Origin of the sequence: Kitasatospora sp. NPDC097605 (genome assembly GCF_040302725.1) — a bacterium.
Taxonomy (GTDB): Bacteria; Actinomycetota; Actinomycetes; order Streptomycetales; family Streptomycetaceae; genus Kitasatospora.
Map to the genome: position 1 here is coordinate 28492 of NZ_JBEOSF010000055.1, position 24837 is coordinate 53328.

The 24837-nt window shown below is 74.3% G+C and carries 22 protein-coding genes, 2 pseudogenes and 1 riboswitch; of the genes and pseudogenes, 15 read left to right on the top strand and 9 right to left on the bottom strand.

Annotated features, from left to right (window positions below; genetic code table 11):
- Positions 1-293 precede the first annotated feature (293 nt).
- Positions 294-475: riboswitch (M-box (ykoK) riboswitch) on the top strand.
- A gap of 362 nt (positions 476-837) precedes the next feature.
- From ABTX81_RS36925 to ABTX81_RS36950, 6 genes and pseudogenes are all read left to right on the top strand, one after another.
- Positions 838-2004, top strand: a complete 1167-nt coding sequence (locus ABTX81_RS36925; RefSeq protein WP_350554815.1) for a magnesium and cobalt transport protein CorA — start codon at positions 838-840, stop codon at positions 2002-2004.
- A 204-nt stretch (positions 2005-2208) separates the two neighbouring features.
- Entirely contained in the window at positions 2209-3264 is a 1056-nt protein-coding gene (locus ABTX81_RS36930) for a helix-turn-helix transcriptional regulator (protein WP_350554817.1), read from the top strand.
- A gap of 132 nt (positions 3265-3396) precedes the next feature.
- A complete protein-coding gene (lepB, locus tag ABTX81_RS36935; protein WP_350554818.1) occupies positions 3397-4386 on the top strand; it encodes a signal peptidase I in 990 nt (329 codons plus the stop codon).
- 116 nt (positions 4387-4502) lie between these two features.
- Positions 4503-5693, top strand: a complete 1191-nt coding sequence (locus ABTX81_RS36940; RefSeq protein WP_350554820.1) for a trans-sulfuration enzyme family protein — start codon at positions 4503-4505, stop codon at positions 5691-5693.
- Positions 5694-5868: 175 nt separating this feature from the next.
- Positions 5869-6429: a hemerythrin domain-containing protein gene (locus tag ABTX81_RS36945; protein WP_350554822.1), complete on the top strand. Its 561-nt coding sequence runs from the start codon at positions 5869-5871 to the stop codon at positions 6427-6429.
- A gap of 43 nt (positions 6430-6472) precedes the next feature.
- Positions 6473-6766, top strand: a pseudogene (locus ABTX81_RS36950) (STAS domain-containing protein); the annotation flags it as partial.
- 27 nt (positions 6767-6793) lie between these two features.
- On the opposite strand, the pseudogene ABTX81_RS36955 reads toward ABTX81_RS36950, so the two are convergent.
- The 3 genes and pseudogenes from ABTX81_RS36955 to ABTX81_RS36965 form a co-directional block, all read right to left on the bottom strand.
- A pseudogene (locus tag ABTX81_RS36955) lies at positions 6794-6871 on the bottom strand (hypothetical protein); the annotation flags it as partial.
- Positions 6872-6897: 26 nt separating this feature from the next.
- The gene (locus ABTX81_RS36960; RefSeq protein WP_350554824.1) at positions 6898-8679 is read right to left on the bottom strand and encodes a SpoIIE family protein phosphatase; all 1782 of its coding nucleotides are present in this window, start codon (positions 8677-8679) and stop codon (positions 6898-6900) included.
- An 86-nt stretch (positions 8680-8765) separates the two neighbouring features.
- Entirely contained in the window at positions 8766-9230 is a 465-nt protein-coding gene (locus ABTX81_RS36965; RefSeq protein WP_350554826.1) for a MarR family winged helix-turn-helix transcriptional regulator, read from the bottom strand.
- 101 nt (positions 9231-9331) lie between these two features.
- Between ABTX81_RS36965 and ABTX81_RS36970 the strand changes: the two genes are divergently transcribed.
- The 3 genes from ABTX81_RS36970 to ABTX81_RS36980 all read left to right on the top strand — a co-directional run bounded on the left by ABTX81_RS36970 (position 9332) and on the right by ABTX81_RS36980 (position 12045).
- On the top strand, positions 9332-10186 hold the full coding sequence (locus tag ABTX81_RS36970) for an SDR family NAD(P)-dependent oxidoreductase (protein WP_350554828.1): 855 nt from the start codon (positions 9332-9334) through the stop codon (positions 10184-10186).
- Positions 10187-10328: 142 nt separating this feature from the next.
- Positions 10329-11555, top strand: coding sequence for a C40 family peptidase (locus ABTX81_RS36975; RefSeq protein ID WP_350554830.1), 1227 nt, complete (start codon positions 10329-10331; stop codon positions 11553-11555).
- Between the two features lie 58 nt (positions 11556-11613).
- A complete protein-coding gene (locus tag ABTX81_RS36980; protein WP_350554832.1) occupies positions 11614-12045 on the top strand; it encodes a hypothetical protein in 432 nt (143 codons plus the stop codon).
- 59 nt (positions 12046-12104) lie between these two features.
- Here the strand turns inward: ABTX81_RS36980 and helR are convergent, their stop codons facing one another.
- Entirely contained in the window at positions 12105-14300 is a 2196-nt protein-coding gene (gene helR / locus ABTX81_RS36985; RefSeq protein ID WP_350554834.1) for an RNA polymerase recycling motor ATPase HelR, read from the bottom strand.
- A gap of 322 nt (positions 14301-14622) precedes the next feature.
- Between helR and ABTX81_RS36990 the strand changes: the two genes are divergently transcribed.
- A complete protein-coding gene (locus ABTX81_RS36990) occupies positions 14623-15840 on the top strand; it encodes an ROK family transcriptional regulator (RefSeq protein WP_350554836.1) in 1218 nt (405 codons plus the stop codon).
- Between the two features lie 18 nt (positions 15841-15858).
- Here ABTX81_RS36990 and ABTX81_RS36995 read toward each other — a convergent pair whose 3' ends face one another.
- Positions 15859-16077 carry a DUF397 domain-containing protein gene (locus tag ABTX81_RS36995; RefSeq protein WP_350554838.1) on the bottom strand — a complete coding sequence of 73 codons (219 nt, stop codon included), beginning with the start codon at positions 16075-16077 and terminating at the stop codon, positions 15859-15861.
- On the bottom strand, positions 16074-16919 hold the full coding sequence (locus ABTX81_RS37000; RefSeq protein ID WP_350554840.1) for a helix-turn-helix domain-containing protein: 846 nt from the start codon (positions 16917-16919) through the stop codon (positions 16074-16076). Before ABTX81_RS37000 ends, ABTX81_RS36995 begins: the two co-directional genes overlap by 4 nt.
- Before the next feature lie 282 nt (positions 16920-17201).
- Here ABTX81_RS37000 and ABTX81_RS37005 point away from each other — a divergent pair, with 282 nt between their 5' ends.
- Positions 17202-17645: an ATP-binding protein gene (locus ABTX81_RS37005; RefSeq protein WP_350554842.1), complete on the top strand. Its 444-nt coding sequence runs from the start codon at positions 17202-17204 to the stop codon at positions 17643-17645.
- Positions 17646-17657: 12 nt separating this feature from the next.
- Here ABTX81_RS37005 and ABTX81_RS37010 read toward each other — a convergent pair whose 3' ends face one another.
- Positions 17658-18491: a class I SAM-dependent methyltransferase gene (locus ABTX81_RS37010; protein ID WP_350554862.1), complete on the bottom strand. Its 834-nt coding sequence runs from the start codon at positions 18489-18491 to the stop codon at positions 17658-17660.
- A gap of 152 nt (positions 18492-18643) precedes the next feature.
- Here ABTX81_RS37010 and ABTX81_RS37015 point away from each other — a divergent pair, with 152 nt between their 5' ends.
- Positions 18644-19672, top strand: a complete 1029-nt coding sequence (locus ABTX81_RS37015; protein ID WP_502892939.1) for a right-handed parallel beta-helix repeat-containing protein — start codon at positions 18644-18646, stop codon at positions 19670-19672.
- A 57-nt stretch (positions 19673-19729) separates the two neighbouring features.
- On the opposite strand, the gene ABTX81_RS37020 is transcribed toward ABTX81_RS37015, so the two are convergent.
- Complete coding sequence (locus tag ABTX81_RS37020; RefSeq protein WP_350554846.1) at positions 19730-21223, bottom strand: alpha/beta hydrolase family protein; 1494 nt, start codon at positions 21221-21223, stop codon at positions 19730-19732.
- A gap of 257 nt (positions 21224-21480) precedes the next feature.
- On the opposite strand from ABTX81_RS37020, the gene ABTX81_RS37025 reads away from it, so the two are divergent.
- The 3 genes from ABTX81_RS37025 to ABTX81_RS37035 all read left to right on the top strand — a co-directional run bounded on the left by ABTX81_RS37025 (position 21481) and on the right by ABTX81_RS37035 (position 24140).
- Positions 21481-22710 carry a sensor histidine kinase gene (locus tag ABTX81_RS37025; RefSeq protein WP_502892938.1) on the top strand — a complete coding sequence of 410 codons (1230 nt, stop codon included), beginning with the start codon at positions 21481-21483 and terminating at the stop codon, positions 22708-22710.
- A complete protein-coding gene (locus ABTX81_RS37030) occupies positions 22707-23369 on the top strand; it encodes a response regulator (protein WP_350554848.1) in 663 nt (220 codons plus the stop codon). Before ABTX81_RS37025 ends, ABTX81_RS37030 begins: the two co-directional genes overlap by 4 nt.
- 180 nt (positions 23370-23549) lie before the next feature.
- A complete protein-coding gene (locus ABTX81_RS37035; RefSeq protein WP_350554850.1) occupies positions 23550-24140 on the top strand; it encodes a hypothetical protein in 591 nt (196 codons plus the stop codon).
- Positions 24141-24160: 20 nt separating this feature from the next.
- Here the strand turns inward: ABTX81_RS37035 and ABTX81_RS37040 are convergent.
- Positions 24161-24837, bottom strand: a 677-nt coding sequence (locus ABTX81_RS37040; RefSeq protein WP_350554852.1) for a transcriptional regulator, incomplete at its 5' end; no start/stop codon positions are given.

Genomic DNA, 24837 nt, shown 5'->3' on the forward strand with positions numbered 1-24837 from the left:
GACGCTCCGTAACAGCGAACGGACACACGGGTGGCGTGGAGGCGGGTCCGTCAGCTAGGAGATGCGGGGCGTCGACATGGCGCCGAGGTTAGCCCGCGGCGCCGGGCGGGCGCATCCGGATTTCTGGCGCGGCGGCCCGTGTCGCGCTCTCCGGCCGCCCTGAACCCTCGAACGCCCGCCAATTGACGCGAAGTCATGAAACGGCGGCCCCGGGGGCGCGTTCCGAGGCGATTCGCCGCCGTACCCCCGGTCGAAGGGAGCCTTCGGCGGGTACTAGACTCGTGGAGGTTGTGAAGGCACCTCGTTCGGTGAGGCGTCGCCACGGACACAGGCCACTGACCCCACGACGTCGAGAGACGCCCAGGGTCAGGACAGGTCTCCCCGGCCTAAGGGGTGACCCCAAGTGGCTGCACCCCGGGAGACCGGGGCGCTACGCCGTGGCGTGCCAAAGCTCTGACGAGATCAGGGGTGCCCACTCGCCGTCGTGGCGCCCGTGCGCGCCCGCCCGGCGGGTGGATCCTCCTGGTGGCCCGGTTACGGCGACCCCGCGCGGGCGCCCCGACGGCGAGGAGGTGAGAGCAGTGGAGTGCAGTAGTAGTCCGGGTCGAAGTCGGCCCCGCCCCAGGACGTCCCCCACTCTTCCTGGCACCCGGCACCCCTCCTCCCGTACCGCTCCCGACCCCCGCCGTCGCACCGCCCGCCGCTGACCCCGGCGCGGCCGCACGGCCCGGGCGCCGTGCGCGGTGGAGGACGGCCGGGCGCCTCCCGCCCGCCCCGTACCGCGCGGACCACCGTGTCCCCGGTGCGGCGGCCACCGAACCGCGGAGGTACCCCGCCATGTCCGACTGGCGTGTGCGCGCCGTGCGCGCGAGCAAGCGTCCTTTCACCCGTCCCGTCGCCCCGGCCGGCGCGGCGCCCCAGCCCGCCCCCGAGCACTCGATGGACCCGCGCCCGGACCAGCCGGTCGAGCACGTGAGCCTGGAGCGCTCCGTCGTCGACGCGGCCGTCTACCGCGACGGCCACCGCGTGCAGTCGTCCGCCAACCTGGCCGACGTCTACCGCGAACTGCCCGGCAAGCCCGGCACCATGGCCTGGATCGGGCTCTACCGCCCCGCCGAGGCCCAGCTGCTGGAGGCCGCCGAGCGGTTCAACCTGCACGAACTGGCCGTCGAGGACGCCATCGTCGCCCACCAGCGCCCCAAGCTGGAGCGCTACGGCGACACCCTGTTCGTCGTCCTGCGCGCCGCCCGCTACCTGGACGACGTGGAGGAGGTCGACTTCGGCGAGATCCACCTCTTCGTCGGCCCCGACTTCGTCCTCACCGTCCGCCACTCCCAGGCCCCCGACCTCTCCGCCGTCCGCCGCCGCCTGGAGACCGACCCGGAGCTCCTCGCCCTCGGCCCCGAGGCCGTGCTCTACGCGGTGCTCGACGCCGTCGTCGACGGCTACGCCCCGGTCATCGCCGGCCTCCAGCACGACATCGACGAGATCGAGACCGAGGTCTTCGGCGGCGACCCGCAGGTCTCCCGGCGCATCTACGAGCTCTCCCGCGAGGTCATCGAGTTCCAGCGCGCCACCCGGCCCCTGCTGGAGATCATGAAGAGCCTGGAGGCCGGCTTCGGCAAGTACGGCACCGACGAGGAACTCCAGCGCTACCTGCGCGACGTCGCCGACCACGCCACCTACGCCGCCGAGCGGGTCGACGGCTTCCGCCAGATGCTCCAGAACATCCTCACCGTCAACGCCACCCTGGTCTCCCAGCGCCAGAACGAGGAGATGAAGCAACTCGCCGAGGCCGGCCACGCCCAGAACGACGAGATCAAGAAGATCTCCTCCTGGGCCGCCATCCTCTTCGCCCCGACCCTGATCGGCACCGTCTACGGCATGAACTTCGACGAGATGCCGGAACTCCACTGGGCCTTCGGCTACCCCTTCGCCATCGCCCTGATGGCCCTGGTCTGCACCAGCCTCTACCTGATCTTCAAGCGCCGCGACTGGCTGTAACCGGCGAACGCGAACCCCCCCGGCCGCTCCGCCCGAGCGCGCCGGGTCGCGCGGCTCGACGACTGTGGCGTGGGGTGGGCGGAGGGAAGGGATGTGACGGGGCATCAGCCTGTGGGGGGAGGGCGGATCCGTCTGGCGGGGCATGGGCCGGGGGGTGGGGTGGCTGTTAGTTTCCGGGCCATGGGATCACGTGGGGCACGTGGGGTGGCGGCGCAGCAGGCGGTGGAGGGGTTGCGGGGACTCGCCGCGGCGGGGTTGACGGTCGAGGAGGTGTTCCGCGGGGCGGATGAGCTGTTGCGGCCGGTGCTGGGGTACGACGCGGTCTGCTGGCATTCGGCGGACCCGGCGACCGGGCTGGTGACCTCGGTGCTGAGTGACGACCTCAGCCTGGTGGGGTTCGAGGACGCCGTGCGGCTGGAGGTGTGGGCGGACAACCTGGCGACGTTCCCGGCGATCCGCCGCAGTGGGGTCCGCGCGGAGGCGCTGAGCCGGGTGACGAAGGGGCGGTTGGGGGACAGCGCGCGGTTCCGGGAGCTGATCGGACCCGCCGGGTTCGGTGACGAGTTACGGGCGGTGTTCGACGCGCACGGCGGGATGTGGGGCTGCGCGGCGTTCATGCGGGCGGCCGACCGGGGGCCCTACCTGGCCCAGCAGCGCGAGTTCGCGGACCTCGCCGCGCGGCACCTGGGCAACGCGTTGCGGGCCTGCCATGTGCCGCCGGCCGCCGGGGAGGGCCGCGGGGAGGAAGGGCCGGCCGTGGTGGTGCTCGGTCCGGCGAACCGGCCGCTCGCGCTCTCCGGCCCGGCGGAGGAGCTGCTCGGCCGGCTGGCCGATCCGAGCCGGACCTCGCTCGGCGTGCCGACGGCGTTCGCGGTGGCCGCCGAGCAGGCCCGCCGGGCGGCGCGCGGCCTGGCGACGCCGCGGTCCAAGGTCCGGGTGCAGGACGGGGGCGGCCGTTGGTACGTGCTGCACGGCGCGGCCCTGGAGGGCGGCGGCGACGGCGAGGTGACGGTGGTGGCGACCCCGGCGACGCCCGCCGACGCGATGCCGCTCTACCTCTCCGCGTACGGGCTGACGGCGCGGGAGCAGGAGGTGGCGCTGCTGCTGGTGCGCGGGTGCGACACCCGGGACGTGTCGCGGCTGCTGGCGATGAAGCCGTACACCGTGCAGGACCACCTGAAGTCGGTGTTCGCCAAGGCGGGGGTGGCCAGCCGCCGCGAGCTGGTCGCGCGGATCATGCTCGGCGGCGGGGCCGCATAGGGGCCGGGCAACGCGGGCGGGACTTCGGGCGGTGGGTGTACGTTCTGACGGGTCGGCGGGAACCACCGTTCGTTAGCTGACATCGGGGGGTCCCGCGGCGGGGCCCGCCGGGCCGTCCGGAGGGGGCCAGGGATGAGCATCGAGGAGACCGCGGGTTCGGCGGGCAGCGGTGAGGCCGGCAAGGGTTCCGGCCCGGCGGGGCCGGACGGCGGGGGGCCGGGGGAGGCGACCGCGACCGCCACCGCCGGCCCGGACGCGCCCGGTGGGAACAGCGAGGGCGCCGACGACACGGGCGGCACCGCGAGCGGGAAGCCGGCCAGGAAGAAGCGGCCGCTCTGGCAGGAGCTGCCGATCCTGATCGGCATCGCCCTGCTGCTCTCCCTGGGCATCAAGACCTTCTTCGTCCAGGCGTTCTCCATCCCCTCCGGCTCGATGCAGCACACGCTGGAGAAGGACGACCGCGTCCTGGTCGACAAGCTCACCCCGTGGTTCGGCGCCGAGCCGGACCGCGGCGAGGTGGTGGTCTTCAAGGACCCGGGCGGCTGGCTGGACACCGTGCCCCGGGTGAAGGGCAACGGTTTCACCGAGGGCATCCGGACGGTGCTCGGCACGGTGGGCCTGCTGCCGTCCGACGATGAGAAGGACCTGATCAAGCGGGTGATCGCGGTCGGCGGCGACACGGTCGAGTGCCGGCAGGGCAGCCCGGTCAAGGTCAACGGGGTGGCGCTGGACGAGCCCTACCTCTACCCGGGCTCGACGCCGTGCGACGACGCGCCGGTGGGCGAGGTGACGGTGCCCAAGGACCACCTGTGGGTGATGGGCGACCACCGCAACGACTCGCGCGACTCGCGCTTCCACGTCAACGAGCCGGGCGGCGGGTTCGTCCCGGTGAAGAACGTGATCGGCCGGGCGTTCGTGGTCGCCTGGCCGCTGTCGCGCTGGGACACCCTGCCGGTGCCGGACACCTTCGACCAGCAGGGCCTGGCGTCGGGCGGCGTCCCGCGCGGCGGCGACCGGTCGGTCGAACCGTCGGTGCCGGGGGCCGCCGCCGTGGCCGCGGTCGTCCCGTTCGCGCTCTGGCGACGGCGCCGGGCCGGACGGTCCGGGGTCGACGGCCGCTGACGGGGGCGGCAGGCGCTGACGGGCGCCGAACCGCCCGCCGCGCGGCCCCGGTTCAGGGCCACCGGGGTCGAATTGGACCTGTTCCGGTTCCGCCGCGCCGGGCCAGCATGGGCGCCATGAGCGACTACCACCACGGGCTGCGCCCCGAGAGCCGGATCGTCCACCCGCCCGTCGAGGAGGTGGCCGGCAGCCGCCCGCTGGGCGTGCCGCTGCACCAGGGCCATGTGTTCGCCTTCCCCGACAGCGAGGCGCTCGCGGACGCCTTCACCGGCCCCGACGGGGCCTTCCACTACCTCCGGTTCGGCAACCCGACGGTCCGCTCGCTGGAGCGCGCGGTGGCCGACCTGGAGGGCGGCAGCGGTGCGCTGGCCGCCGCCTCCGGCATGGGCGCCATCACCACCGTGCTGCGCGCGCTGCTGCGCTCCGGCGACCACGTGATCGCCCAGCGGAGTCTGTACGGCGGTACCTTCGCGACGTTCGCCGACCTGGCGGCCCGCTGGGGCGTCGACGTCAGCCACGTGAGCGGCGACGACCCGGAGGAGGTGCGCGCCGCGCTGCGGCCGACCACCCGTCTGCTGTACCTGGAGACCGTCTCCAACCCCACCGCCCGCGTCCCCGAACTGCCGGCGCTGATCGGCGCGGCCCGCGAGGCCGGAGTGCTGAGCGTGGTGGACAACACCTTCACCCCGCTGCTCCACCGCCCGATCGAGCACGGCGCCGACATCGTGATCCACTCCGCCACCAAGTACCTCGGCGGCCACTCCGACGTGATGGCCGGCCTCGCCGTCTTCGCCGACGCGGAGCTGCACCACCGCGTCTGGCACCACGCGGTGGAGCAGGGGGCGACGCTCGACCCGTTCGCCGCCTGGCTGACCCTGCGCGGGATGCAGACCCTGGGCCTGCGGATCCGCCGGCACAACGAGTCCGCGCTCGACCTCGCCGGCCGGCTCGCCGCCCACCCGGCGATCGCCGCCGTGCACCACCCGGGCCTGCCCGGCCACCCCGACCACGAGCGGGCCCGCCGGCTGCTGCCGGACGGCCAGGGCGGGGTGTTCGCCGTCGACCTGGCCGGCGGACGGGAGGCCGCCCGCACCTTCGTGGGCGCGGTCCGCCTCGCCTCGCTCGCCCCCTCGCTGGGCGGCGTGCACACCCTGGTGCTGCACCCGGCCAGCACCTCCCACCGCCAGCTGTCCGACGACGAGCTGACCGCCGCCGGCATCGGCCCGGGCACCGTGCGGATCGCCGTCGGCATCGAGCACCCCGAGGACATCTGGGCCGACCTGGAGCAGGCCCTGGCCGGGCTCTGAACCGAACGCCGCGCCGCCGGGCCGGGCCGGGCTCCGCGCCCGCCAGACGCGCCACCGGGCCCGGCCGGGCCGTTTGGACCGGCCCGGCCCGGGCAGCCGACCGGTACCCGGCCACCGGCGATCCGGGCCCGCCGGATCGCCGCCCCGCCCCGACACGGAGGACGGTGCGAACACCATGGGACACGGCGGAAACGTGATCGCGGAACTGACGGCCGACCACCGCGAGGTGGCGGAACTGTTCGACCGGTTCCGGGCCCTGCCCCCGGGCGACGACCGCCGCCGCACGATCGTGGACGAGTTCACGATCGAGCTGGTGCGGCACTCCGTCGCCGAGGAGCAGTACCTCTACCCGGCCGTGCGCGAGCACGTGCCCGGCGGTGCGACGCTCGCGGACAAGGAGATCGCCGACCACGCGGCGGTGGAACGCCTGCTCAAGGAACTGGAGGGCATGGACGCGACCGACAGCCGGTTCGGCCCGCTCGCCGAGCGGCTGGTCTCCGAGGTGACGGAGCACATCGCCGACGAGGAGGGCACCCTGTTCCCGGCGCTCGCCGAGGCCTGCTCGCCGGAGCGGCTGGAGGAACTCGGCGAGCAGGTGCGGACGGCGAAGAAGCTGGGCCCGACGCGGCCGCACCCCTCCGCTCCCGACACCCCGCCGGCCAACAAGCTGCTGGCGCCCGGCGCCGGACTGGTCGACCGGGCCCGTGACCTGGTCACCGGTCGCGGCAGGTCCTGAGGCCCGGGCCGCCGCGCCCCGTCGGCGCGGCCCCGGTACGGCCATGTCCACGCTGTCCGTCACCCGCCCGGTACAGGCCGGTTCGACCGTCACCGTCGAACTCGCCGGCGCCGCCGACATGGACAACCAGCGCGAGCTCCACGAGGCGCTGCGCGGGGCGGTGCGCCGTGCGCAGCCCGGCGGGGCCGTCCTGGTGGACTGCTCGGCGCTGGAGTTCTGCGCCTCGGCGGGCCTCAACCAGTTCCTGTACGCCCGCAAGCGCGCGCACGACCGGGATGTCCGGTTCACGCTGACCGGGGTGAACGGCCAGCCCGCCCGGCTGCTCGACCTGACCGGGACGACCGGGCTGTTCACCGACCGCCGAGCCGACCGCCGAGCCGACGGTCGAGCCGACCGCCGAGCCGACGGTCGAGCCGACCGCCGAGCCGACGGTCGAGCCGATCGTCGGGCCGAAGACTTAGCGACCGCTCACGGCCCGGACCGGGCCCGGGGCCGGGCCGCCAGGACGGCGATGTCGTCCTCGGCCGGGCCCTCGGGCCCCGGGCCGACGCCGCGCAGCGCCGCGTCCAGCAGGTCCTCCAGCGGCCCGTCGGCGGGCAGCCGCAGCGCGGCGAGGCGGGCCAGCGAGGCGTCGATGTCCTCGCCGCGCCGTTCCACCAGGCCGTCCGTGTACAGCAGCAGGGTCTCGCCCGGCAGCAGGTCGCGGCCGGTCTGCTGGTAGCCGCCGAGCCCGGTGCCGAGTGGCGGCCCGGTCGGGATCCGCAGCAGCTCGGTGGGCCGGCCGGGCGCGATCAGGGCCGGCGGGAGGTGGCCCGCGCTGGAGAACGTCCACCGGCCCCGGCCAGGGTCGGCGAGCGCGAGCAGACAGGTGGCCGGGCGGGCGGACTCGTTGGCGGCGATGACGGCGTCCAGCTGGCGCAGGATCCGGTGCGGCGGCAGGTCCGTCCCGGCGACGTCGCGCAGGGTGGCGCGGTAGCTGCTCATGTCGACGGCCGCCTCGACGCCGTGGCCCATCACGTCGCCCATGACCAGCAGGGTCCGCCCGAACGGCAGCCGGACGGTCTCGTACCAGTCGCCGCCGACCACCGAGCTGGTGCCGGACGGCAGGTAGCGGGAGGCGAGTTCGAGGTTCTGGTGCGGATGGCCGGGCTCGCTGAGCAGGGCGCGCTGGAGGTCCAGGGCGATGCCCTGCGAACGGCTGTAGCGGCGCGCGTTGTCGATGCCGGTGGCGGCCCGCGCGGCGAGGTCGCCGACCAGCACCGCGTCGTCGGGCCCGAAGCCGGGGGAGGCGGCGGTGCGGGCCAGCGTCAGCAGGCCGATCAGCCGGCCGCGCGCGGTCAGCGGCACCACGAGCAGCGAGGTCACCCCGGCGGCCCGGTAGGCGGCCGCGCAGGCCGGGTCGGGCGCCGCCTCGGCCAGCTCCTCGGCGGTGCGCGGCGCGACCAGCACGGCGACCCCGGAGGCCAGCGCGCGGGCCGCCACCGAGCCCTCCCGGTGGCGCACCGACTCGCCGGGGCGGGACAGCCGGTCGACGGCGGGCCGCAGCCCGTCCGCGCAGGTGAGAGCGGCCCGGTGGAAGCGCCGCCCCGGTGTCCGGCCGGTGCGGGCGTCGGCGTCCGGCGGCAGCACGTCGACGGTGGCCAGCTCGGCCAGCCGGGGGACGGCGAACGCGGCCAGTTCGGCGCAGGTGGTGTCGACGTCGAGCGTGGTGCCGATCCGCTCGGCGGCGGCCTCCAGCAGGGCCAGGCGGGTCCGGGCCCGGGCGAGCTCGCGCCGCAGCTCCTGGACCGGGTCGGGGTCGTCCAGCACCACGACCACCACACCGGTGACCCGGCCCTCGGCGGTCAGCGGGCGGTACCGCACCCGCAGGCCCGGCGGCACGGGCGCGCCGGGACCGTCCGGCCCGCCGCTGGTGCGCTCGCGGTCCCGCCCGTCGGCCAGTACGCGGCGCAGCGTGCCGGCGGTGTCCGCGAACGCCGTCGCCCCGGCCGGGCGGCCCAGCAGATCGGCCCGGCGCAGGCCGGTGACCGTGGTGAACGCCGCGTTCAGGTACACCCAGCGCAGCTCCGCGTCGAGCAGTGCCACCCCGGCCGGCAGCACGCCGAGCAGCTCACCGAGCAGATCCGGTCCGTCGCTGTCGGTAGTCCCGCCGCCGCTCCCGGCGAGTGCCGCGGCGGCTGCCGCGAGCGCCTCGCTGTCCGCGCCCGCTGGGGTGCCGCCCTCTCCTCCTCCGCCGTGCCGGAACCGCATGCCCCCATGATCACGCCCCGAGGCGCGCCACGCCCACGGAGTGGTCGATGGTTGACCGCCCGGCGGGTTTCCGGTAGGGGGAGCGCTCAGGTCCCGGCCGGCCGCTTGAGCTTGGCCCAGACCGTCTCCAGCGCGGCGATGTCGGCGTCGTCGAGGCGGTCGTCGAAGACCTCGGCGAGCGCCGCCCGGCGGGTCGCGTCGGCGGCGGCGAAGAGCTGCCGGCCCTCCGGCGTCAGGGCGATCCGCACCGAGCGCGCGTCGGTGGGGGAGGGGGCGCGCTCCACCAGGCCGCGCGCCTGGAGGGAGTCGGCGACCCGGGAGACCTGGCTGCGGCTGAGCAGCGTCTTGGCGCCGAGGTCGGAGGCGGCCACCGGCCGGTCCTGGGCGTGCAGCCAGAGCATCACCTCGAACCAGGAGAGCGGCAGGTCGTGGGCCCGGGTGAGGGCCTGGTCGACCCGGGTGCTCAGGGTGGTGCCGGCCCAGACCAGGCCGTAGAAGGCGTGATCGCGGGCGGTGAGGTCTCCCAGGGTGAGGTCGGTGCGCTGCGCCATGCCGATCAGCCTACCTTTGTGCGTGTGCGTGCACACATCTTGCTAGGGTGTGTGTGCACGCACATAAACCGCTTGCACCTCAGCCGCCAGAAGGAGCCCCCATGGCCAGCGACCGGATCGTCCTCATCACCGGCACCTCCAGCGGCATCGGCCTCGCCGCCGCGGTCGCCGCCGCCCGTGCCGGCTTCCGGGTGGTCGCCACCCTGCGCGACACCAAGCGCTCCGGCGCGCTGCTCAGGGCCGTCGAGGCGGCCGGCGTCGCCGACCGGGTGCAGGTCGCCCGGCTCGACGTCACCGACGCCGCCTCCGTCGCCGAGTGCCTGGCCGGCGTCCTCGACCGCTACGGCCGGCTCGACGCGGTGGTCAACAACGCGGGCGCCGGGCGGGTCGGCACCGTCGAGCAGGACGGGCTCGACCCGGTCCGCGAGGTCATGGAGGTCAACTTCTTCGGTGTGGTCGAGGTGACCCGGGCCGCGCTGCCGCACCTGCGGGACACCGGCGGCCGGGTGGTCACCGTGACCAGCGTCGGCGGTGTGGTCGGCCAGCCGTTCAACGAGGCCTACTGCGCGGCGAAGTTCGCCGTCGAGGGGTTCATGGAGTCGCTCGCCCCGGTCGCCGCGACCGTCGGCGTCGCCGTCTCGGTCGTCGAACCCGGCGCCGTGGCCAGCGAGTTCGTCGCCAGCCAGGGCATCGACCTGCCCGCCCTGCTGGCCGCCGCCGGTCCGTACGCGCCCGCGCTCGACGCCTATGTGGCCCGCACCCGGGCCGCCTTCGACCAGGCGCAGACGCCGGAGCAGGCCGCCGAGACCGTGCTCGCCGCCCTCACCGCCGACCGGCCGCCGTTCCGCCTGCAGACCTCCGAGCGCGCCCGGGCCTTCGTCGGCGCCAAGCTCGCGGACCTCGACGGCTCCGCGGTGCAGGGTGTCACGGCCGGCTGGGTCGCCTCAGTCGCCTGAGCCGTCGGCCGTCGGCCGCCGATCGCCGATCGCCGCGCGAGCCGCGGATGAACGGCCTGCGTGCGGGAGGTGAAGCGGGTGTCGTCATGTTCACCTAATGATCATTGACCTGCCGTCAGGGCCGCTGGAACGATTCATGGCTATGACTACGCGCGTAAACCCTCTCTCCCGCCGACTGATCGCCCCGTTATGGTGGGCGGCCCTGCTGTCGGTCCTGGTGTCGGTCGGGGTCTTCTTCGCCGGCGCCGGAGCCGCCCAGGCGGCGCCCGCCTGCGGAGTGCTCTCCACCGGCGCGGCGTCGCAGGCGAACGACGCCGTGCGCTCCGCCTGCGGCCTGATCGGCACCCCGTACTCCTGGGGCGGCGGCCACGGATCGAAGCCCGGCCCCAGCTACGGGCTCTGCGACCCCGCCAACGGCGCGCCCAACGACTGCAACGTCCGCGGCCTGGACTGCTCCGGCATGGTCCGCTACGCCTACTACCTGGCGGTCGGCGAGGACGTCATCAACGGCACCACCCGCACCCAGTGGCCGACCTCCAGAGCGGTCGCCCGCTCCTACAAGGCGGACGGCACGGCGCCGCTGCTCCCCGGCGACCTGGTGTTCTTCGGCAACACCGCCTCCACCATCCACCACGTCGCGATGTACCTCGGACAGGGCTGGATCGTCGAGGCCCCCTACTCCGGCGGCTACGTCCAGGTGGCACCGCTCTCCTCGCACGGCGACTACTACGGTGCCATCCGGCTGTACGGATCCGGCTCCACCACGACCCCGCCGACCACACCCCCGTCGGGCAACGGCAAGTACTGGGTGGACACCTTCTCCAACGCGCCGGTGTTCGGCTCCCCGACCTCCACCACCAGCACGGGGACGCTGTACCAGGGCACCAACTACGTGTACTGCAAGGCTTGGGGCCGTGAGGTGTCCAGCGGTGGCGGCTACAACCACTGGTGGCTGAAGACCGACCCGGACCAGGGCCCGAGCGGTCAGTGGGTGTCGGCGTTCTACCTGTCGCGATGGGGCAACGACACGGCCAAGGACAACAACGGGACGACCATCCCGGACTGCGCGGGCGGCGGTGGCACCGCGCCTTCCGCCGGCAAGTACTGGGTGGACACCCTTTCCAACGCGCCGGTGTTCGGCTCGCCGACCTCGACCGGCAGCACGGGGACGCTGTACCAGGGCACCAACTACGTGTACTGCAAGGCATGGGGCCGTGAGGTGTCCAGCGGCGGCGGCTACAACCACTGGTGGCTGAAGACCGACCCGGACGAGGGCCCGAGCGGTCAGTGGGTGTCGGCGTTCTACCTGTCGCGATGGGGCAACGACACGGCCAAGGACAACAACGGGACGACCATCCCGGACTGCTAGCCGGAGCTCCGGAGCCCCACCGCGGCGGAGTCCGGCAGAGCGGAGGAGTGACATCGACATGACCGAGTCGGTACCCGCGTCCATGGCGGCCTCGCCGGCCGATCTGGCGCGCGCCCGGGCGGAGCTCGAACCGGCACCGCCCGCTCCGCTGCTGGCGCTGTGGGAGGTGACGGACGGCCTGGCGACCGGGGCCGGGGTCACCGTCTACTCGGCCGGGTGCATCGGCGAACGCAACACCACCTACGAGGTCGCGCAGTACGCACCGGGCCATGTCCTCATCGGCGACGACAGCGGTGGCCGCGGGTTCCTGCTGCGTGCCGATGACCCGGGCTCCGCCGTGTACTCCTCGGACCTGGGTGATCTGGGCCCCGAGGACTTCGAGGTCGAGTCCGCCGACTTCGCGTCGTGGATCGCCTCACTCCATCCCGAACTCCGTCCCGAAGTCCGTCCCGAACTCCGTCCCGAAGACCGCCCCAGCCCCTTCGGCTGACGAAGGGCGCCGTGCCGGCCACAGCCAGGCGTCGACCGCTGTGGCCGGCACGGTCGGGATCAGACCCGGTCGCCGGTGAGCACGACGAGCTGCCGGGTCGCCCGGGTCATCGCGACATAGCGGTCGACCGCGCCCGCCACGCCCTCGCCCAAGGACGCCGGGTCGACGAGCACGACCAGGTCGAACTCCAGCCCCTTCGCCAGCTCCGGCGTGAGCGCGCGGATCCGGGACGTCTCCCGCAACTCCGCCCGGCGGGTCGCCCCGAACGCCTCCGTGAAGTCCGTGTCGCCGATCACGCACGCCGTGCCCTCGGGGTGCGCCTCCAGCCAGGCGCCGAGTACGCCGTCCAGCTCCGCGACCGCCCCGCGGGTGACCGGCACCCCGCTGCGCCGCACCGACGTGGGCACGTTGGCGTCCGGCAGCGCGGCCCGGATGACCGGCTCGGCCTCCGCCATGACCTCCTCCGGCGTGCGGTAGTTGACGCTCAGCGAGGCGACCTCGGTACGGTCCAGGCCGATCCGCGCCAGCCGTTCCTGCCAGGACTCGGTGAAGCCGTCCCGGGCCTGGGCGCGGTCCCCGACGATGGTGAAGCTCCGGGACGGGCAGCGGAGCAGCAGCATCTGCCACTCGGCGTCGGTCAGCTCCTGGGCCTCGTCCACCACGATGTGGGCGAACGGGCCGGCCAGCCGGTCCGGGTCGGCGGCGGGCAGCGCGCTCCCGTCGACCAGGGTGTCCCGCAGGTCCTGGCCGCGGAGCATGGCGACCGCCCCCTCGCCGTCGTCGTCGGCCGCGAGGATGTCCGTGATGACCTCGGCCATCCGGTCCCGCTCGGCGGCGAGCGCGGCCTCCTGGCGGCGCCTGCGCCGGGCGGCCTCCGGGTCGCCGAGCCGCTGCCGCGCCGCGTCCAGGATGGGCAGGTCGGAGACCGTCCAGGCCTGCGCCTCGGCGCGCTGCAGCCGGCGCACCTCCTCGGGGGCCAGCCACGGGGCGCACAGCCGCAGGTAGGCGGGCACCGTCCAGAGGTCGCCGACCACGTCCGCGGCCTCCAGCAGCGGCCAGGCGCGGTGCAGGGTGGCGACCAGCTCCTCGTCCCGCCGCAGCGAGCGCAGGAAGCTCTCGACCGGGATCTCCTCGCCGCCGTCCAGCTTGGCCAGCAGCAGCTCGGCCAGCTCCGCCCAGACCTGCTCGCGCGCCTCGTTGTGCGGGGCGCCCGGATCGGGCGCCTCGAACGCCTCCGCCCAGTCGTCGGCGCTCAGCCAGAGGTCCTCCCAGTCCGTGGAGACGGTCATGCCCTCGGTCGGCGGCTCCTCGTAGATCCGCACCGCCTTCTCCACCGCCCGCACCATGTCCGCCGAGGCCTTCAGCCGCGCCACCTCCGGATCGCGCTCGACCGCCGCGCCCCGGCCCTCGGCGACCAGGTCCCGCACGGTGCAGGTCTGCACGCCCTCCTCGCCGAGGCTGGGCAGCACGTCGGACACGTAGTCCAGGTAGGGCTGGTGCGGGCCGACGAACAGCAGGCCGCCGCGCCGGTGGCCGAGCCGCGGGTCGGAGTAGAGCAGGTAGGCGGAACGGTGCAGGGCGACCACCGTCTTTCCGGTGCCGGGACCGCCGTCGACGACCAGCGCGCCGCGCGAGCCGGCCCGCACGATGGCGTCCTGGTCCGCCTGGATGGTGGCCAGCACGTCCCGCATCCGCGCCGAACGGCTGCCGCCGAGGGTGGCGATGAACGCGGACTGGTCGTCGAGGGCGGCGTGCCCCTCCAGGCCCTCGGCGGCGAACACCTCGTCCCAGTAGTCGGTGATCCGCCCGTCCGTCCAGCGGTAGCGGCGACGGCTGGCCAGGCCCATCGGGTCGCCGTGGGTCGCGGCGAAGAACGGCTCGGCGGCGGGCGAGCGCCAGTCGAGCAGCAGCCGGCGGCCCTCGCTGTCGGTGAGGCCGAGGCGGCCGACGTACACCGGCTCGCCGCCGTCCGCCGGGACGATCCGCCCCAGGCACAGGTCCAGGCCGAAGCGGCGCAGCGAGCGCAGCCGGCCGGTCAGGCGGTGGACCTCCACGTCCCGGTCCATCGCGGCCCGGCCGGCGCCGCCGGGCGCCCGCAGGGCGGCGTCGAGCCGGTCGGAGGTCTCGGCGATCGCCTCCTCCAGGCTCCGCGCGACGGCGGCGAAGTGCCGCTCGTCCTGGGCGACCAGCGCCGGGTCGGCCTTGGCGGAGAGACGGTCGGGGAGGTCGAACGCGCTGGTGGCGAGGGCGGTCATGGCAGCGGCTCCGATCCGGGATTCCGACACATGCTGATGCACTACGCAAAACTCCCAAGGGGGCTGGTTCCGGCTTAGGTCGACGATTGTGCGCCAGGACCGGGGCCTTGCGGCAAGACCCCCCGTGCGCTATACGTTGAGAGTGGCAAGGGAAGCGTGACGCCTTCCGCCCCTGCCGCCCCCGCCCCCTCCTCCTCCGGTACCGGCTCGCGCGCGCATACTCGCCGGTGAGCGGCGTGACGACCGGTCATACTGGCTGGTGCCCCAGGCCCGGGCGCCCCGACCGGCGCGTCCCGGATTGCGCCCCCGACCGGAGGACCCGATGAGCCGCGACCTGCCGACCACCGTTCCGCCGGGCCCCGCGCCGGCGCAGCCGTGGAACCGGCAGCGGCTGCGAAGCAACAACGAGTGGCTGCTGCTGGAGCGGCTGCGCCTCGGCGGCCCGTCCTCGCGCGCCCAGCTCGCCCGCGACACCGGCCTGTCCAAGCCCACCGTCTCCGCCGCCCTGGCCGCGCTCGAACACGCGGGCCTGGCCCGCGAGGCCGGGCGGTTCATCCCCGACCGGGGGCGCGCCGCCGTGCTGTACGAGCCCGACCCGCTCGCCGGGCACGTGCTCGGCGTCGACATCGGCCGGGCCCGGTTGCGGGTCGCCGTCGCCGACCTCGCGGGGGACATCGTGGCCCGCCGCGACATCCCCAACCGGGGCCGGACGGCGAACGCCGTCGCCGACGCGGTGGTGGCCGCCGCTCGTGAGGCCACCACCGAGGCCGGCGTCGCGCCGGCGGACATCGTGCACGCGGTGATCGGCACGCCCGGCGTCTGGGACGAGCAGAGACGCGGCGTGCGGTACGCCACCAGCCTGCCGGGCTGGGGTCGGCCCGGGCTGTTCGACCGCATAGCGGACGGGCTGTCGACCACGATCACCGTCGGCAACGACGCCAACCTCGCCGCGCTCGGCGAGTACACGCTCGGCGCCGGCCGGGGGAGCGGCAGCCGGATGTTCGCCTACGTGCTCGTCGGCACCGGCCTCGGCGTGGGCGTGGTCAAGGACGGCGAGCCGCTGGTCGGCGCGCACGGGGCGCTGGGCGAAGTGGGCCTGGTCCCGCTCCCGCCGCACCCCGACGGGACGCCGGGCGGCACCGTGGAGCAGGCCGCCGCGGCCGACGCCGTGGTCCGTACGGCGCTCGACCTCGGCATGGCCGGTCCGCTGACGGCCAAGGAGGTCTTCGACGCGGCCCGCGCCGGCGACCCGGTGGCCGCCGCCGCCGTGCACCGCGCGGCCGGCCAACTCGCCTACGCCGTAGCCGTGCTGTCGGCCGTGCTCGACCCGGACCTGATCGTTCTCGGCGGCGGCATCGGCGGCAGCGCCGACCTGCTGCTCGAACCCCTCGGACAGGCCCTGCACCACCTCAGCCCGATGCGGCCCACCCTCGCCCCGAGCCACCTCGGCGAGGAGGCCGTCCTCCTGGGCGCCGTCGCCACCGCCCTCGACCGCGCCCGGGTGGAGGTCTTCGAACGCCGCACGGCACTGCTGGACTGAGCGCCGGCGGGGCGCGGGTCAGCGGTGGGTGGTGAAGTCGTCGGCGTTGATGCTGGCGACGAAGGCCTGCCACGCGTCGCCGGTGAAGGCGAGCGCGGGTCCGTGCGGGTCCTTGCTGTCGCGGACCATGATGGCGCCTTCCAGCTCCCCGCATTCGACGCAATTGTCGTTCGGGTCGCTGGCGCGTGCCTTCTTCCACTGCACACGGAGGTCTGATGAGACGGGGGAATGGGTCACTTGAGCTTCTCTCTTTTCTCCGCGATGAGGCTGAGTGATTGGTCGAGGTCAAGTGCGGTCGCCATGATCTCGTCGAAGGCGGCCCGGTAGATGTCCACATGGCCCGGGTCTTCGACCCAGTTGCCGCCGAACAGGCCGCTCAGGAGGACGAGATCGAGGTCGCGCTGCCGGAACTCAAGCAGCGAGTAGGGGCCGGTCATCCCCGGGTGTGGAGGTGCCGCGGCCGACATGATCTGAACGGTGACGTTCGGGAGCCTGCTGAACTGGACCAGCTTGTCGAGCTGATCGGCCATCACGCCCTCCGGCGCACCCATGGTCAGGGCCGACTCGTGGATCACCGCCCAGAGTTTGAGCGGATTCTCGGCTCTCGTCAGGACGGACTGCCGATTGATCCGTACGTCGACCCGCTCCTCGACACTGGGGCCCTTGATGACACCACTGGAGATGATGGCGTGGGCGTACTGGCGGGTCTGCAGCAGTCCGGGGATGTACGCCGACTCGTAGGAACGGACACCGGCGGCCGTCTCTTCGAGGCGGATCAGATCCGTGTAGAGCGGGTTCAGTTGCTCGAAGCCCGCCACCCACCCCGGTCGACGCTTGTCGCGAAGGATCTCGACAAGGACTTCCTTCAACTCCGGATCGCACTCGTAGAAGTCGAGGAGCGCACGGACGACATCGGGCTTCAACTGCACCCGGGCGTTCTCGTATCTGCTCAGCTTCACCAGGTTGACGCCCTCGACCTGGGCCGCGACCTCCTCCGCCGAGAGGTTCCTGAGCTCGCGGAGCCTCCGCAACTCCGCCGCGATGCGCCGGTAGCGCACGGCCGGCACTGCAACTGCCATGTCTGTAGCCCCTCCTGAGTGGTGCGTAGACCAGTGTGCACGCTCCCGGCGGTGGTCCGCCACCGCCAACTCGGCTCCGGAGGAGTCACCTTGCGCTAGAGGGTGAAAGTTTTCATATTTGCTCGTCTTGGCTTGCGGATGAACCGCTGCCAGCCCCATGCTGACCGTGACGAGAGTATGACTCGCCGTGACGTCCGCACGGGGTCTTCTGCTCTTGTTTGCGCTGCACGGCTGCCCATGGGGCGCCGTGGCTGGAACTTCTGTGCGGAAGGCGGCTCCCTCATGTCCGGATTCCCCTCATCAGCCCGAAATATCAGCTGCTGGCTGCCGCGCAGCAGGCGGTCCCCGGCGGAGGCGCGCCTGCATCTCGAACGGCTGCTCGCCGAGGTCGTCGGCGGCGAACGTTTCATCGACGCCGGCCTGTTGCTCGTCAGCGAGCTGGTGACCAACGCCGTGGTGCACGGCTCCCCGCGCGACAACCGGGTGCTGCTGGCGCTCTCCGCCGACTCGGCGCGGCTGCGCATCGAGGTGCACGACGCGCGCGGCGACCGTGCGCCCGTCCTTCGGGACGCCGGCCGGGACGCCGGAGGGGACGTCGGAGAGGACGACGAGTCCGGGCGTGGCCTGCTGCTCGTGAAGTCGCTCTCCGAGAAGTGGGGTTGCTGCCCCCGGAGCGGCGTCGGGAAGATCGTCTGGTGCGAGATCGGCCCGGAGGGTGCGGCGTGAGGGCGGACCGGCTCAGCGCCGCCAGATGAAGACCTCGGTGCTCGGTTGGCGTTGCGAGAACAGGCCGTTGGGCGAGGCGTCGTGCAGGAGGCGGCGGAGGTCGGCCTCGAAATCCGGGAGGCGCGGGCCGAACAGGTGCGGCGCGGAGGAGGAGACCGAGAAGACCTCGGCGACGGTCTGTTCGGTCGTCCGGGTGAGCGCCTGGCCGCCGGGGACGACCAGGCGGCGGGGGTCCGCGAAGCCCGCGGCGGCGAGGACCGCGGCCTCGTTGCCGGGGGTGCCGTGGGGGAGGAAGCCCTGCCCGGCGCGGCGGACCGGACCGAGGTGGCGCCGCACCAGCTCGGCGATCGCCGCGTGCGGGACCGGTGGGTGGGGGAGGCCTTCGGTGGGGCGCCGCTCGGACTTGAGGTCGGAGAGGTGGACGAGTGCTCCGCCGGGTCGCAGCAGGGTCCGAACGGTGGCAGCCACCAGCGGGCGGTTCATCCAGTGGAAGGACTGGCCGAAGGTGGCGACGTCGAACGCGCCGAGATCGGTCGGCAATTGCTCGGCCCGCGTCCGGATCCAGCGGCACTTGTCGCCCAACCCCAGCTCCGCGGCGCCGCGTTCGGCCTCGGTGATCATCCCGGCGTCCGGGTCGACGCCGACCACCTCCGCGAAGTGGCCGGCCAGGTCCAGGGCGAGCGTGCCGGGGCCGCAGCCGACGTCGAGGAGCCGCCCGCTGCCGTCGAGCCGCAGATCCTCGACGAGCGCGGCCACCAGGCCCGGCGCGTAGGGCAGTCGGCCCTTCCGGTAGTGCGCGGCCGTCCCCGCGAACAGGGTCTCGTCCCACTGCCAGTCGCCGATCATGGGGTGGCCCACCGCCTTCGTGTCGTCGCCGTCGGGATCATGCTGCCGGATGAATGGTGGAAGGCGGCGCAGGGAAGAAAGTAAGGGATCCTTACTAGACCTCGGGAGGCACCGTGACCCCGCGCTCCGCTCTCCTCACCGCTGCCGCGGCCATGGCCCTGCTGCTCGCCCCCTCCGCCGGTCCCGCCCTCGCGGCGGCGCCCGCCGCGCAGACCGTGGACGTGTCCACCGCCGCCCAGTTGAAGGCCGCGCTGGCGGCGGCGGTACCCGGGCAGACGATCCGGCTGGCGGCCGGCGAGTACCACGGCTCCTTCGTCGCCCAGCGCGCCGGGACGGCCGCGCAGCCGGTCACGCTCACCGGGCCGCGCACCGCCGTGCTCGTCAACGACGGTCCGTCCGGCTCCGCGCCTTCCTGCCCGGCGCCGACCGCCGGGTGGGATTCCGGCTACGGGCTCTGGCTCTTCGGCGCGCCGTACTGGAACCTCACCGGGTTCACTGTGAAGGAGTCCAAGAAGGGCGTGGTGCTGGACAGTTCACCCCACGTGGTGATCGACGGCGTGTATGTGCACCACGTCGAGGACGAGGGCGTGCACTTCCGCCGCTCCTCCGCCGACGGCGTGCTGCGCAACTCGGTCGTCGAGTACACCGGCCGGGTCCAGCCGGGCTACGGCGAGGGGGTCTACCTCGGCTCGGCGAACTCCAACTGGGGCTGCCACGGCAACTCCGGCGGCGCCGACCGGTCGGACCGGGTGCTGGTCGAGGACAACCGGATCGGCCCGTACGTCACCGCCGAGGGGATCGATGTGAAGGAGGGCACCTCGGACGGCGTGATCCGGGGCAACACCTTCGACGGGCGCGGCATCAGCGGGGAGAACTCCGCCGACTCCTGGGTGGACGTCAAGGGCAGCGGCTACCTCATCGAGGGCAATCGGGGAACCTTCGCCGCACCCGGCACCTTCGCGAACGGGTACGAGACCCACAACCCGGCCACCACCCCGTCCTTCCCGAACGGCTGCGGGAACACCTGGCGCGCCAACACCTCGGACCTCGGGGGCGTCGGCGCCTACGCCATCAAGATCACCTCGGTCTCGGCCTGCTCGGGCCGGCCCAACGTGGTCCACGCCTCCAACACCGTCACCCGGGCGACGGCGGGCCTGACCAACATCCCCGTCACCCCGTAGGGCCCGGGTCCGGAGCCACCGTCGGTGACTCCGGGCCGAGGCCGTCGGCGCGGCTGTTCAGCCGCCGGAGCCCGGGCGGTAGGTGGTGAGGTCGCCGTGGGCCGACAGGGCGGCGGGCAGGTCGCCGGGCTTCCAGCTCAGGGTGGCGTCCAGGAAGGCGAGGGTGGCCTCGGCGACGACGCGGGGGCTCCCGGCGCGGCCCAGCGAGCCGACCAGCGAGGGCAGGGGCGGCAGGTAGAGGGGGGCGTCGAGGAAGGTGAGGTGGGCGGCGCCGGGGAGGGTGAGGCGGTAGCTCGTCGCGGTGCTGAGCTTGAGGACCTCGGTGAGGCGGGGCAGGTAGCGCTCGTCGGTCTGCGGGCCGACGGCCTGGGTGAGCGCGAGCGCCGGCTGGGGGAAGGGGCGCGGGTCGGGGTCGCGGGGGTAGCCGTCCAGGTCGATGACGGCGGCGAACCGGCTGTCCTGGCGGGCCGCTTGCAGGGCGGCCGCGCCGCCCAGGGAGTGGCCGGTCACGGCGGCCCGGCCGGTGTCCAGGCGTCCGGTCAGCGGGTCGGGGAACTCGCCCCGGTCCAGGCGGCCCAGCTGGGTGAGGACGAAGCCGAGGTCCGCGGCCCGGATCCGGGTCGTCTCGACGGCCCGCCGGTCGTCCTCCGCGTCGTCGCCGGTGGAGGCGATCCCGGTGTCGATCGTCCGGCCGTCGTCGAGCACGACGGCGGCGGAGTCGTACGGGTGGTCGAGGGCGGCGACCACATAGCCGTGGCTGGCCAACTCCTCCGCCCAGGCGGTGTTCTGGGTCCGCACGCCGCCGAGGCCCGGCGAGAACAGTACGACCGGGAACCGTCCGCCGTCGCCGGTCACCGGGGCGTCGACGACCGCGTGGCTGCGGGCGCGGGTGACACCGTCGATCAGGAAGCCGGGGAGGCCGGAGTAGCTCGCGAGGGCCGCGGAGACGGTGCGTGCCTCCTGCTCCGTGCGGCCGAGGTACTGGGCACGCGGCGTACCGGCGGGGCTCTGCTGCGCGGGGTACCAGAGCTGGACCACGACCGTGCGCCGGTCGGCGGGGTCGGGAGTGGCCGTCTCGGGACGGTCCGGGTCGGTCCACTGCACGACGCGGGTGCCGACCGTGAAGGGGCCGGTCGGGTCGGGGAACGCGGGGACCGGGAAGGCCCAGGCGGCCGCCGGGCCGGTGGCGATCAGGGCGGCGCAGGCGACCGATCCCGGCAGCGCCAGCCACCACCGGGCCCGCCGCGCCGGCCGGCGGCCGGTCCGTTGCCGGACCAGCGGGGCGGCGGCGAACGGCAGCGCCGGCGCGGCGCCCGCCAGGACCGGCAGCAGTTGCCAGCGGATCCCCACCACGCCCAGCGCGAGCGCGGACAGCAGGAAGCCCGCTCCGGCGGCGACCGTGACGGGCGGGCGGGCGGCGGGGGGAAGCCAGCGGGCCACCACCAGGGCGACGGCGGCCAGCAGGGCGAGGATTTCCAGGAGGGACAGGTGCAGTCCCGTGAGGGTTTCGGTCACCCGGCCATCGTCGGCGCGGGGCACGCGCCGCCACATCGCTCCCGGGTCGCCGACGCGTGCGACCGGAGTGGCAGCCCGGGGTGCGTCGCCCCTGCGACCGCGGTCGCAGGCGGGGACGCCCGGCCGGCGGCCGCTCTGCGACCACGGGAGGCAGCGGGCCTCCTCCTGCGGTCGTACCCCGGCGCGTTGCGATCAGACGGTGGACTCATGCGGTCCGGCGGACCGCGGCCTACCGTGGTCGCGGCGGCCGTCCGGACCGGGCCCGCCGTGACACCGAGGCGACGGGAACGTGGATGGCCGTGTGGATGGCCGTACGGCTGACGAGGTACGCCGACCTGGCCGCCGCGCGAGCGGCGCGACCGGTGGGCGCCGCCCGGCGCTGGGGCTCCCGGCTGCCGCCCATGGTGTGGGACGCACTGCTGCCGGCGCTGCTGCTGGTCAACATCCTGACCACGCACCCGCCGCAGGGGCTGCCGGTGGCCGTCGCCCTGACGGGCGCGCTCGCGCTGCCCCTGGTGTGGCGGCGCCGGGCGCCGCGCACGGTGTTCGGGGTCGTGGCCGCCGTGGCCTTCGTCCAGTGGCTGGTGGACGTCCAACTGCCGGCCGACATCGCCCTGCTGGTGGCGCTCTACACGGTGGCCGCGACCTCGGGGCGGCGCGGCACGCTCCTCGCCGGCGCCGTCGTGGAGGCCGGGGCCGTGCTGGCCTGCCTGCGCTGGGCGGCGGAGGGCGCGTTCCTGACCCTGTTCGTCGCGGTGACCGCGATGGCGGTCGCCGCCGCCGTCCTCGGGATGAACGTGCGGACCACGCGTGCCTACCTCGCCGCCGTGGAGGAGCGGGCCGCGCGCTTGGAGCAGCAGCAGGAGCAGCAGGCGCGGCTGGCCGTCGCCGAGGAGCGGGCCCGGATCACCCGCGAGATGCACGACATCGTCACCCACAACCTGTCCGTGATGGTCGCGCTCACCGACGCCGCCGTCTACGCGCAGCACCGGTCGCCCGGGAAGGCGACCGCCGCGATGCTCCAGATCTCCGAGACGGGCCGGCAGGCGCTGACCGACATGCGGCGCTCGCTGGGCGTCCTGCGGGCCGACGAACCGGACGCGGAGCGCCACCCGCTGCCCGGCATCGCCCAACTGCGGTGCCTGGCCGACCAGATGGGCGCGGCCGGGCTGCCGACCCGGCTGGACGTGGACGGCGGCCACGCCGGGATCCCCGCCACCGCCCAGCTGACCGTCTACCGCCTGGTGCAGGAAGCCTTGACCAACGCTCTGAAGCACACCCCGCCCGGCACGCGGGCGGAGGTCCGGGTGCGGTGCTCGGCCGGGGCCGTCACCGTGGACGTCACCGACACCGGCCCGTACGCGCCACCGTCCGGCGCCATGCCGTCCGGCCACGGCATCCCCGGCATGCGCGAGCGTGCGGCCGCCTACGGGGGGACGCTGCGGGCCGGACCGCTCCCGGGCGGCGGCTGGGCGGTCCGCACCCGCCTGGACCTCGGCGGCGGAGCGGAGGTGCCGGCATGACGATCCGCATCCTGATCGCCGATGACGAAGCGCTGCTCCGGATGGCCTTCGGCACGGTCCTGGAGGCCCAGCCCGACATGGCGCCGGTCGGCGAGGCCGTGGACGGCGCCGAGGCCGTCCGGCTCGCCCGCGAACTGCGGCCCGACGTCGTCCTGATGGACGTCCGGATGCCCGGGACCGACGGGATCGAGGCGACCCGGCGGATCGTCAAGGCCTCCCCGAGCAGCCGGGTGCTGATCCTCACCACCTTCGACCTCGACGAGTACGCCTTCGCCGGACTCAACGCCGGAGCCTCGGGCTTCCTGCTGAAGAACACCAGGCCCGAGGAGCTGCTCACCGCGATCCGCAGCGTGGCCGCGGGCGACGCGGTGGTCTCCCCGCGGATCACCCGCCTCCTGCTGGAGAGCTTCCGCCCCCACATCCCCGGCGCCACCGACACCCGCCCCGACGACCGCCTGCACCGCCTCACCCCCCGCGAACACGAGGTACTCGTCCAGGTCGGCCGCGGTCTCTCCAACACCGAGATCGCGGCCGCCCTGCACCTCGCGGAGGCCACCGTGAAGTCCCACCTGGGACGCATCCTGCAGAAGCTCGAACTCCGCGACCGCATCCAGGCCGTGGTCTTCGCCCACGAGAACCGCCTCACCCGCCCGGCGTGACGTCGCCGTGAGCGGAGGCGTGATCGTGTTTGGCGATATGTGATCGCACTGGTTCGGTGATCGACGTTCTGTGATCGCCAGGTCTCGATCTGCTTACAAGTGCTTGAAGTATGGACAGATCGTGTGGCCGGTCTGGTTGACTCGCGAACCTCTTCGAAACGGAACGGAGCGTTCACGTTCATGCCTTCACGGATGCGCGGCGGTCGTCGCGGCCTGGCCGCCGTCGCCGGACTCGTCTTCACGGTCGGGCTCGCGCTGACCGGTTGTGACCCCACGACGGGTGACACGACCACGGCCGCGGTCTCCACGCCCGCCGCCCCGGTGGTGGCCACCACGCCGGCCGCGCCGGCCCCGGTGGTCACCACGCCGGCCGCCGAGCCGGTCCAGACGCCGCCGCCGGCGCCCCCGGCGCCCCCGGTGGCGGAGCCGACCGCGGCCGAGCCCGCGCCGACCACCCCGGCGGCGCCGCCGCCGAAGGCGCAGCCGACCAAGACCCCCGCCCCGGCCACCACTCCCAAGCCGCAGTCGACGCCCACCAAGGCCGAGCCGCAGCCCAAGATCACCACCGCCCGGCCGCCGACCGACCCCGAGCCCGCCGAGACCAAGCCCGCGGCGGCCACCGGCGACTGCGAGATCAAGTCGAACGCCGGCAACTGCTACAAGGCCGGCCAGTTCTGCCGCAACGACGACCTCGGCAAGAGCACCCACGAGGCCGGCGGCCGGGTGATCACCTGCCGGATGGTCAGCGGCAAGCCGCACTGGCAGGCGTGAGAACCGCTCGGCGGCACGGCTCAGGGCAGGTCGGCGAGCGTGCTCCAGAACAGCTGCTCGTACGCCTGTAGCAGCCGGCCGTACTCGTGGGCGGCGTCGAGGTCCGGCCTGGCGGTCAGCCCCGCCGGTCCGAGCGCCTCGGCCGCCGCCCGCTCCAGCGCGGTCGCGGGCTGCGCGAAGAAGTCGAAGAACGCGCACGCCTCGTCCCCGAACCCGTGGAACCGCCGCAGCGCCCCGGCCAGCGTGGCGCAGTACCCGCCCCAGGCCGCGAAGTTGGCCACCAGCGCCGCCGCCACGGCGGGCGGCCGCCCGTTCAGCGCGAGCCAGGCCAGGTACGCCGGGTAGGCCTGGCACCCCGGCAGCGGCGCCCCGTCGGCCGCCGGGCCGCAGGCCGCCGCCAGCGCGGGCAGCGTGCGCAGCGCGGCGCTCTCGCCGTCCGCGAGCCCCGCGAACCACCCGCCCAGCGGACCGTCGGCGCACCGGGTGGCGAGCAGCAGCAGGCTGCGCCGGTCGGAGGTGATGACCCGCTGCTGCTGCGCCGCCAGCTCGGCGAGCACGGCGAGCCGGCCCCGGCCCGCCGCGAACTGCGCCACCACGGCGGACTGCTCCTCCCCGGGCGGGGTCAACTCGGCGCGCAGGCCGTGGAGCTGCTGCTCCGCTGCGAGTTCGGGCTGGTTGGTCGGCATGTTCGGCCTCC

Excerpts from the sequence above, each read along its gene's own strand:
- helR (WP_350554834.1), bottom strand. The coding sequence starts at position 14,300 with ATGACCGCCCTCGCCACCAGCGCGTTCGACCTCCCCGACCGTCTCTCC.
- ABTX81_RS36960 (WP_350554824.1), bottom strand. The coding sequence starts at position 8,679 with ATGCGGTTCCGGCACGGCGGAGGAGGAGAGGGCGGCACCCCAGCGGGC.
- ABTX81_RS36945 (WP_350554822.1), top strand. The coding sequence starts at position 5,869 with ATGGGACACGGCGGAAACGTGATCGCGGAACTGACGGCCGACCACCGC.
- ABTX81_RS37030 (WP_350554848.1), top strand. The coding sequence starts at position 22,707 with ATGACGATCCGCATCCTGATCGCCGATGACGAAGCGCTGCTCCGGATG.
- ABTX81_RS37005 (WP_350554842.1), top strand. The coding sequence starts at position 17,202 with ATGTCCGGATTCCCCTCATCAGCCCGAAATATCAGCTGCTGGCTGCCG.
- lepB (WP_350554818.1), top strand. The coding sequence starts at position 3,397 with ATGAGCATCGAGGAGACCGCGGGTTCGGCGGGCAGCGGTGAGGCCGGC.
- ABTX81_RS36965 (WP_350554826.1), bottom strand. The coding sequence starts at position 9,230 with ATGGCGCAGCGCACCGACCTCACCCTGGGAGACCTCACCGCCCGCGAT.
- ABTX81_RS37035 (WP_350554850.1), top strand. The coding sequence starts at position 23,550 with ATGCCTTCACGGATGCGCGGCGGTCGTCGCGGCCTGGCCGCCGTCGCC.
- ABTX81_RS37010 (WP_350554862.1), bottom strand. The coding sequence starts at position 18,491 with ATGATCGGCGACTGGCAGTGGGACGAGACCCTGTTCGCGGGGACGGCC.
- ABTX81_RS37000 (WP_350554840.1), bottom strand. The coding sequence starts at position 16,919 with ATGGCAGTTGCAGTGCCGGCCGTGCGCTACCGGCGCATCGCGGCGGAG.
- ABTX81_RS36990 (WP_350554836.1), top strand. The coding sequence starts at position 14,623 with ATGAGCCGCGACCTGCCGACCACCGTTCCGCCGGGCCCCGCGCCGGCG.
- ABTX81_RS36970 (WP_350554828.1), top strand. The coding sequence starts at position 9,332 with ATGGCCAGCGACCGGATCGTCCTCATCACCGGCACCTCCAGCGGCATC.
- ABTX81_RS36940 (WP_350554820.1), top strand. The coding sequence starts at position 4,503 with ATGAGCGACTACCACCACGGGCTGCGCCCCGAGAGCCGGATCGTCCAC.
- ABTX81_RS36925 (WP_350554815.1), top strand. The coding sequence starts at position 838 with ATGTCCGACTGGCGTGTGCGCGCCGTGCGCGCGAGCAAGCGTCCTTTC.
- ABTX81_RS37015 (WP_502892939.1), top strand. The coding sequence starts at position 18,644 with ATGGCCCTGCTGCTCGCCCCCTCCGCCGGTCCCGCCCTCGCGGCGGCG.
- ABTX81_RS37025 (WP_502892938.1), top strand. The coding sequence starts at position 21,481 with ATGGCCGTGTGGATGGCCGTACGGCTGACGAGGTACGCCGACCTGGCC.
- ABTX81_RS36975 (WP_350554830.1), top strand. The coding sequence starts at position 10,329 with ATGACTACGCGCGTAAACCCTCTCTCCCGCCGACTGATCGCCCCGTTA.
- ABTX81_RS37020 (WP_350554846.1), bottom strand. The coding sequence starts at position 21,223 with ATGTGGCGGCGCGTGCCCCGCGCCGACGATGGCCGGGTGACCGAAACC.
- ABTX81_RS36980 (WP_350554832.1), top strand. The coding sequence starts at position 11,614 with ATGACCGAGTCGGTACCCGCGTCCATGGCGGCCTCGCCGGCCGATCTG.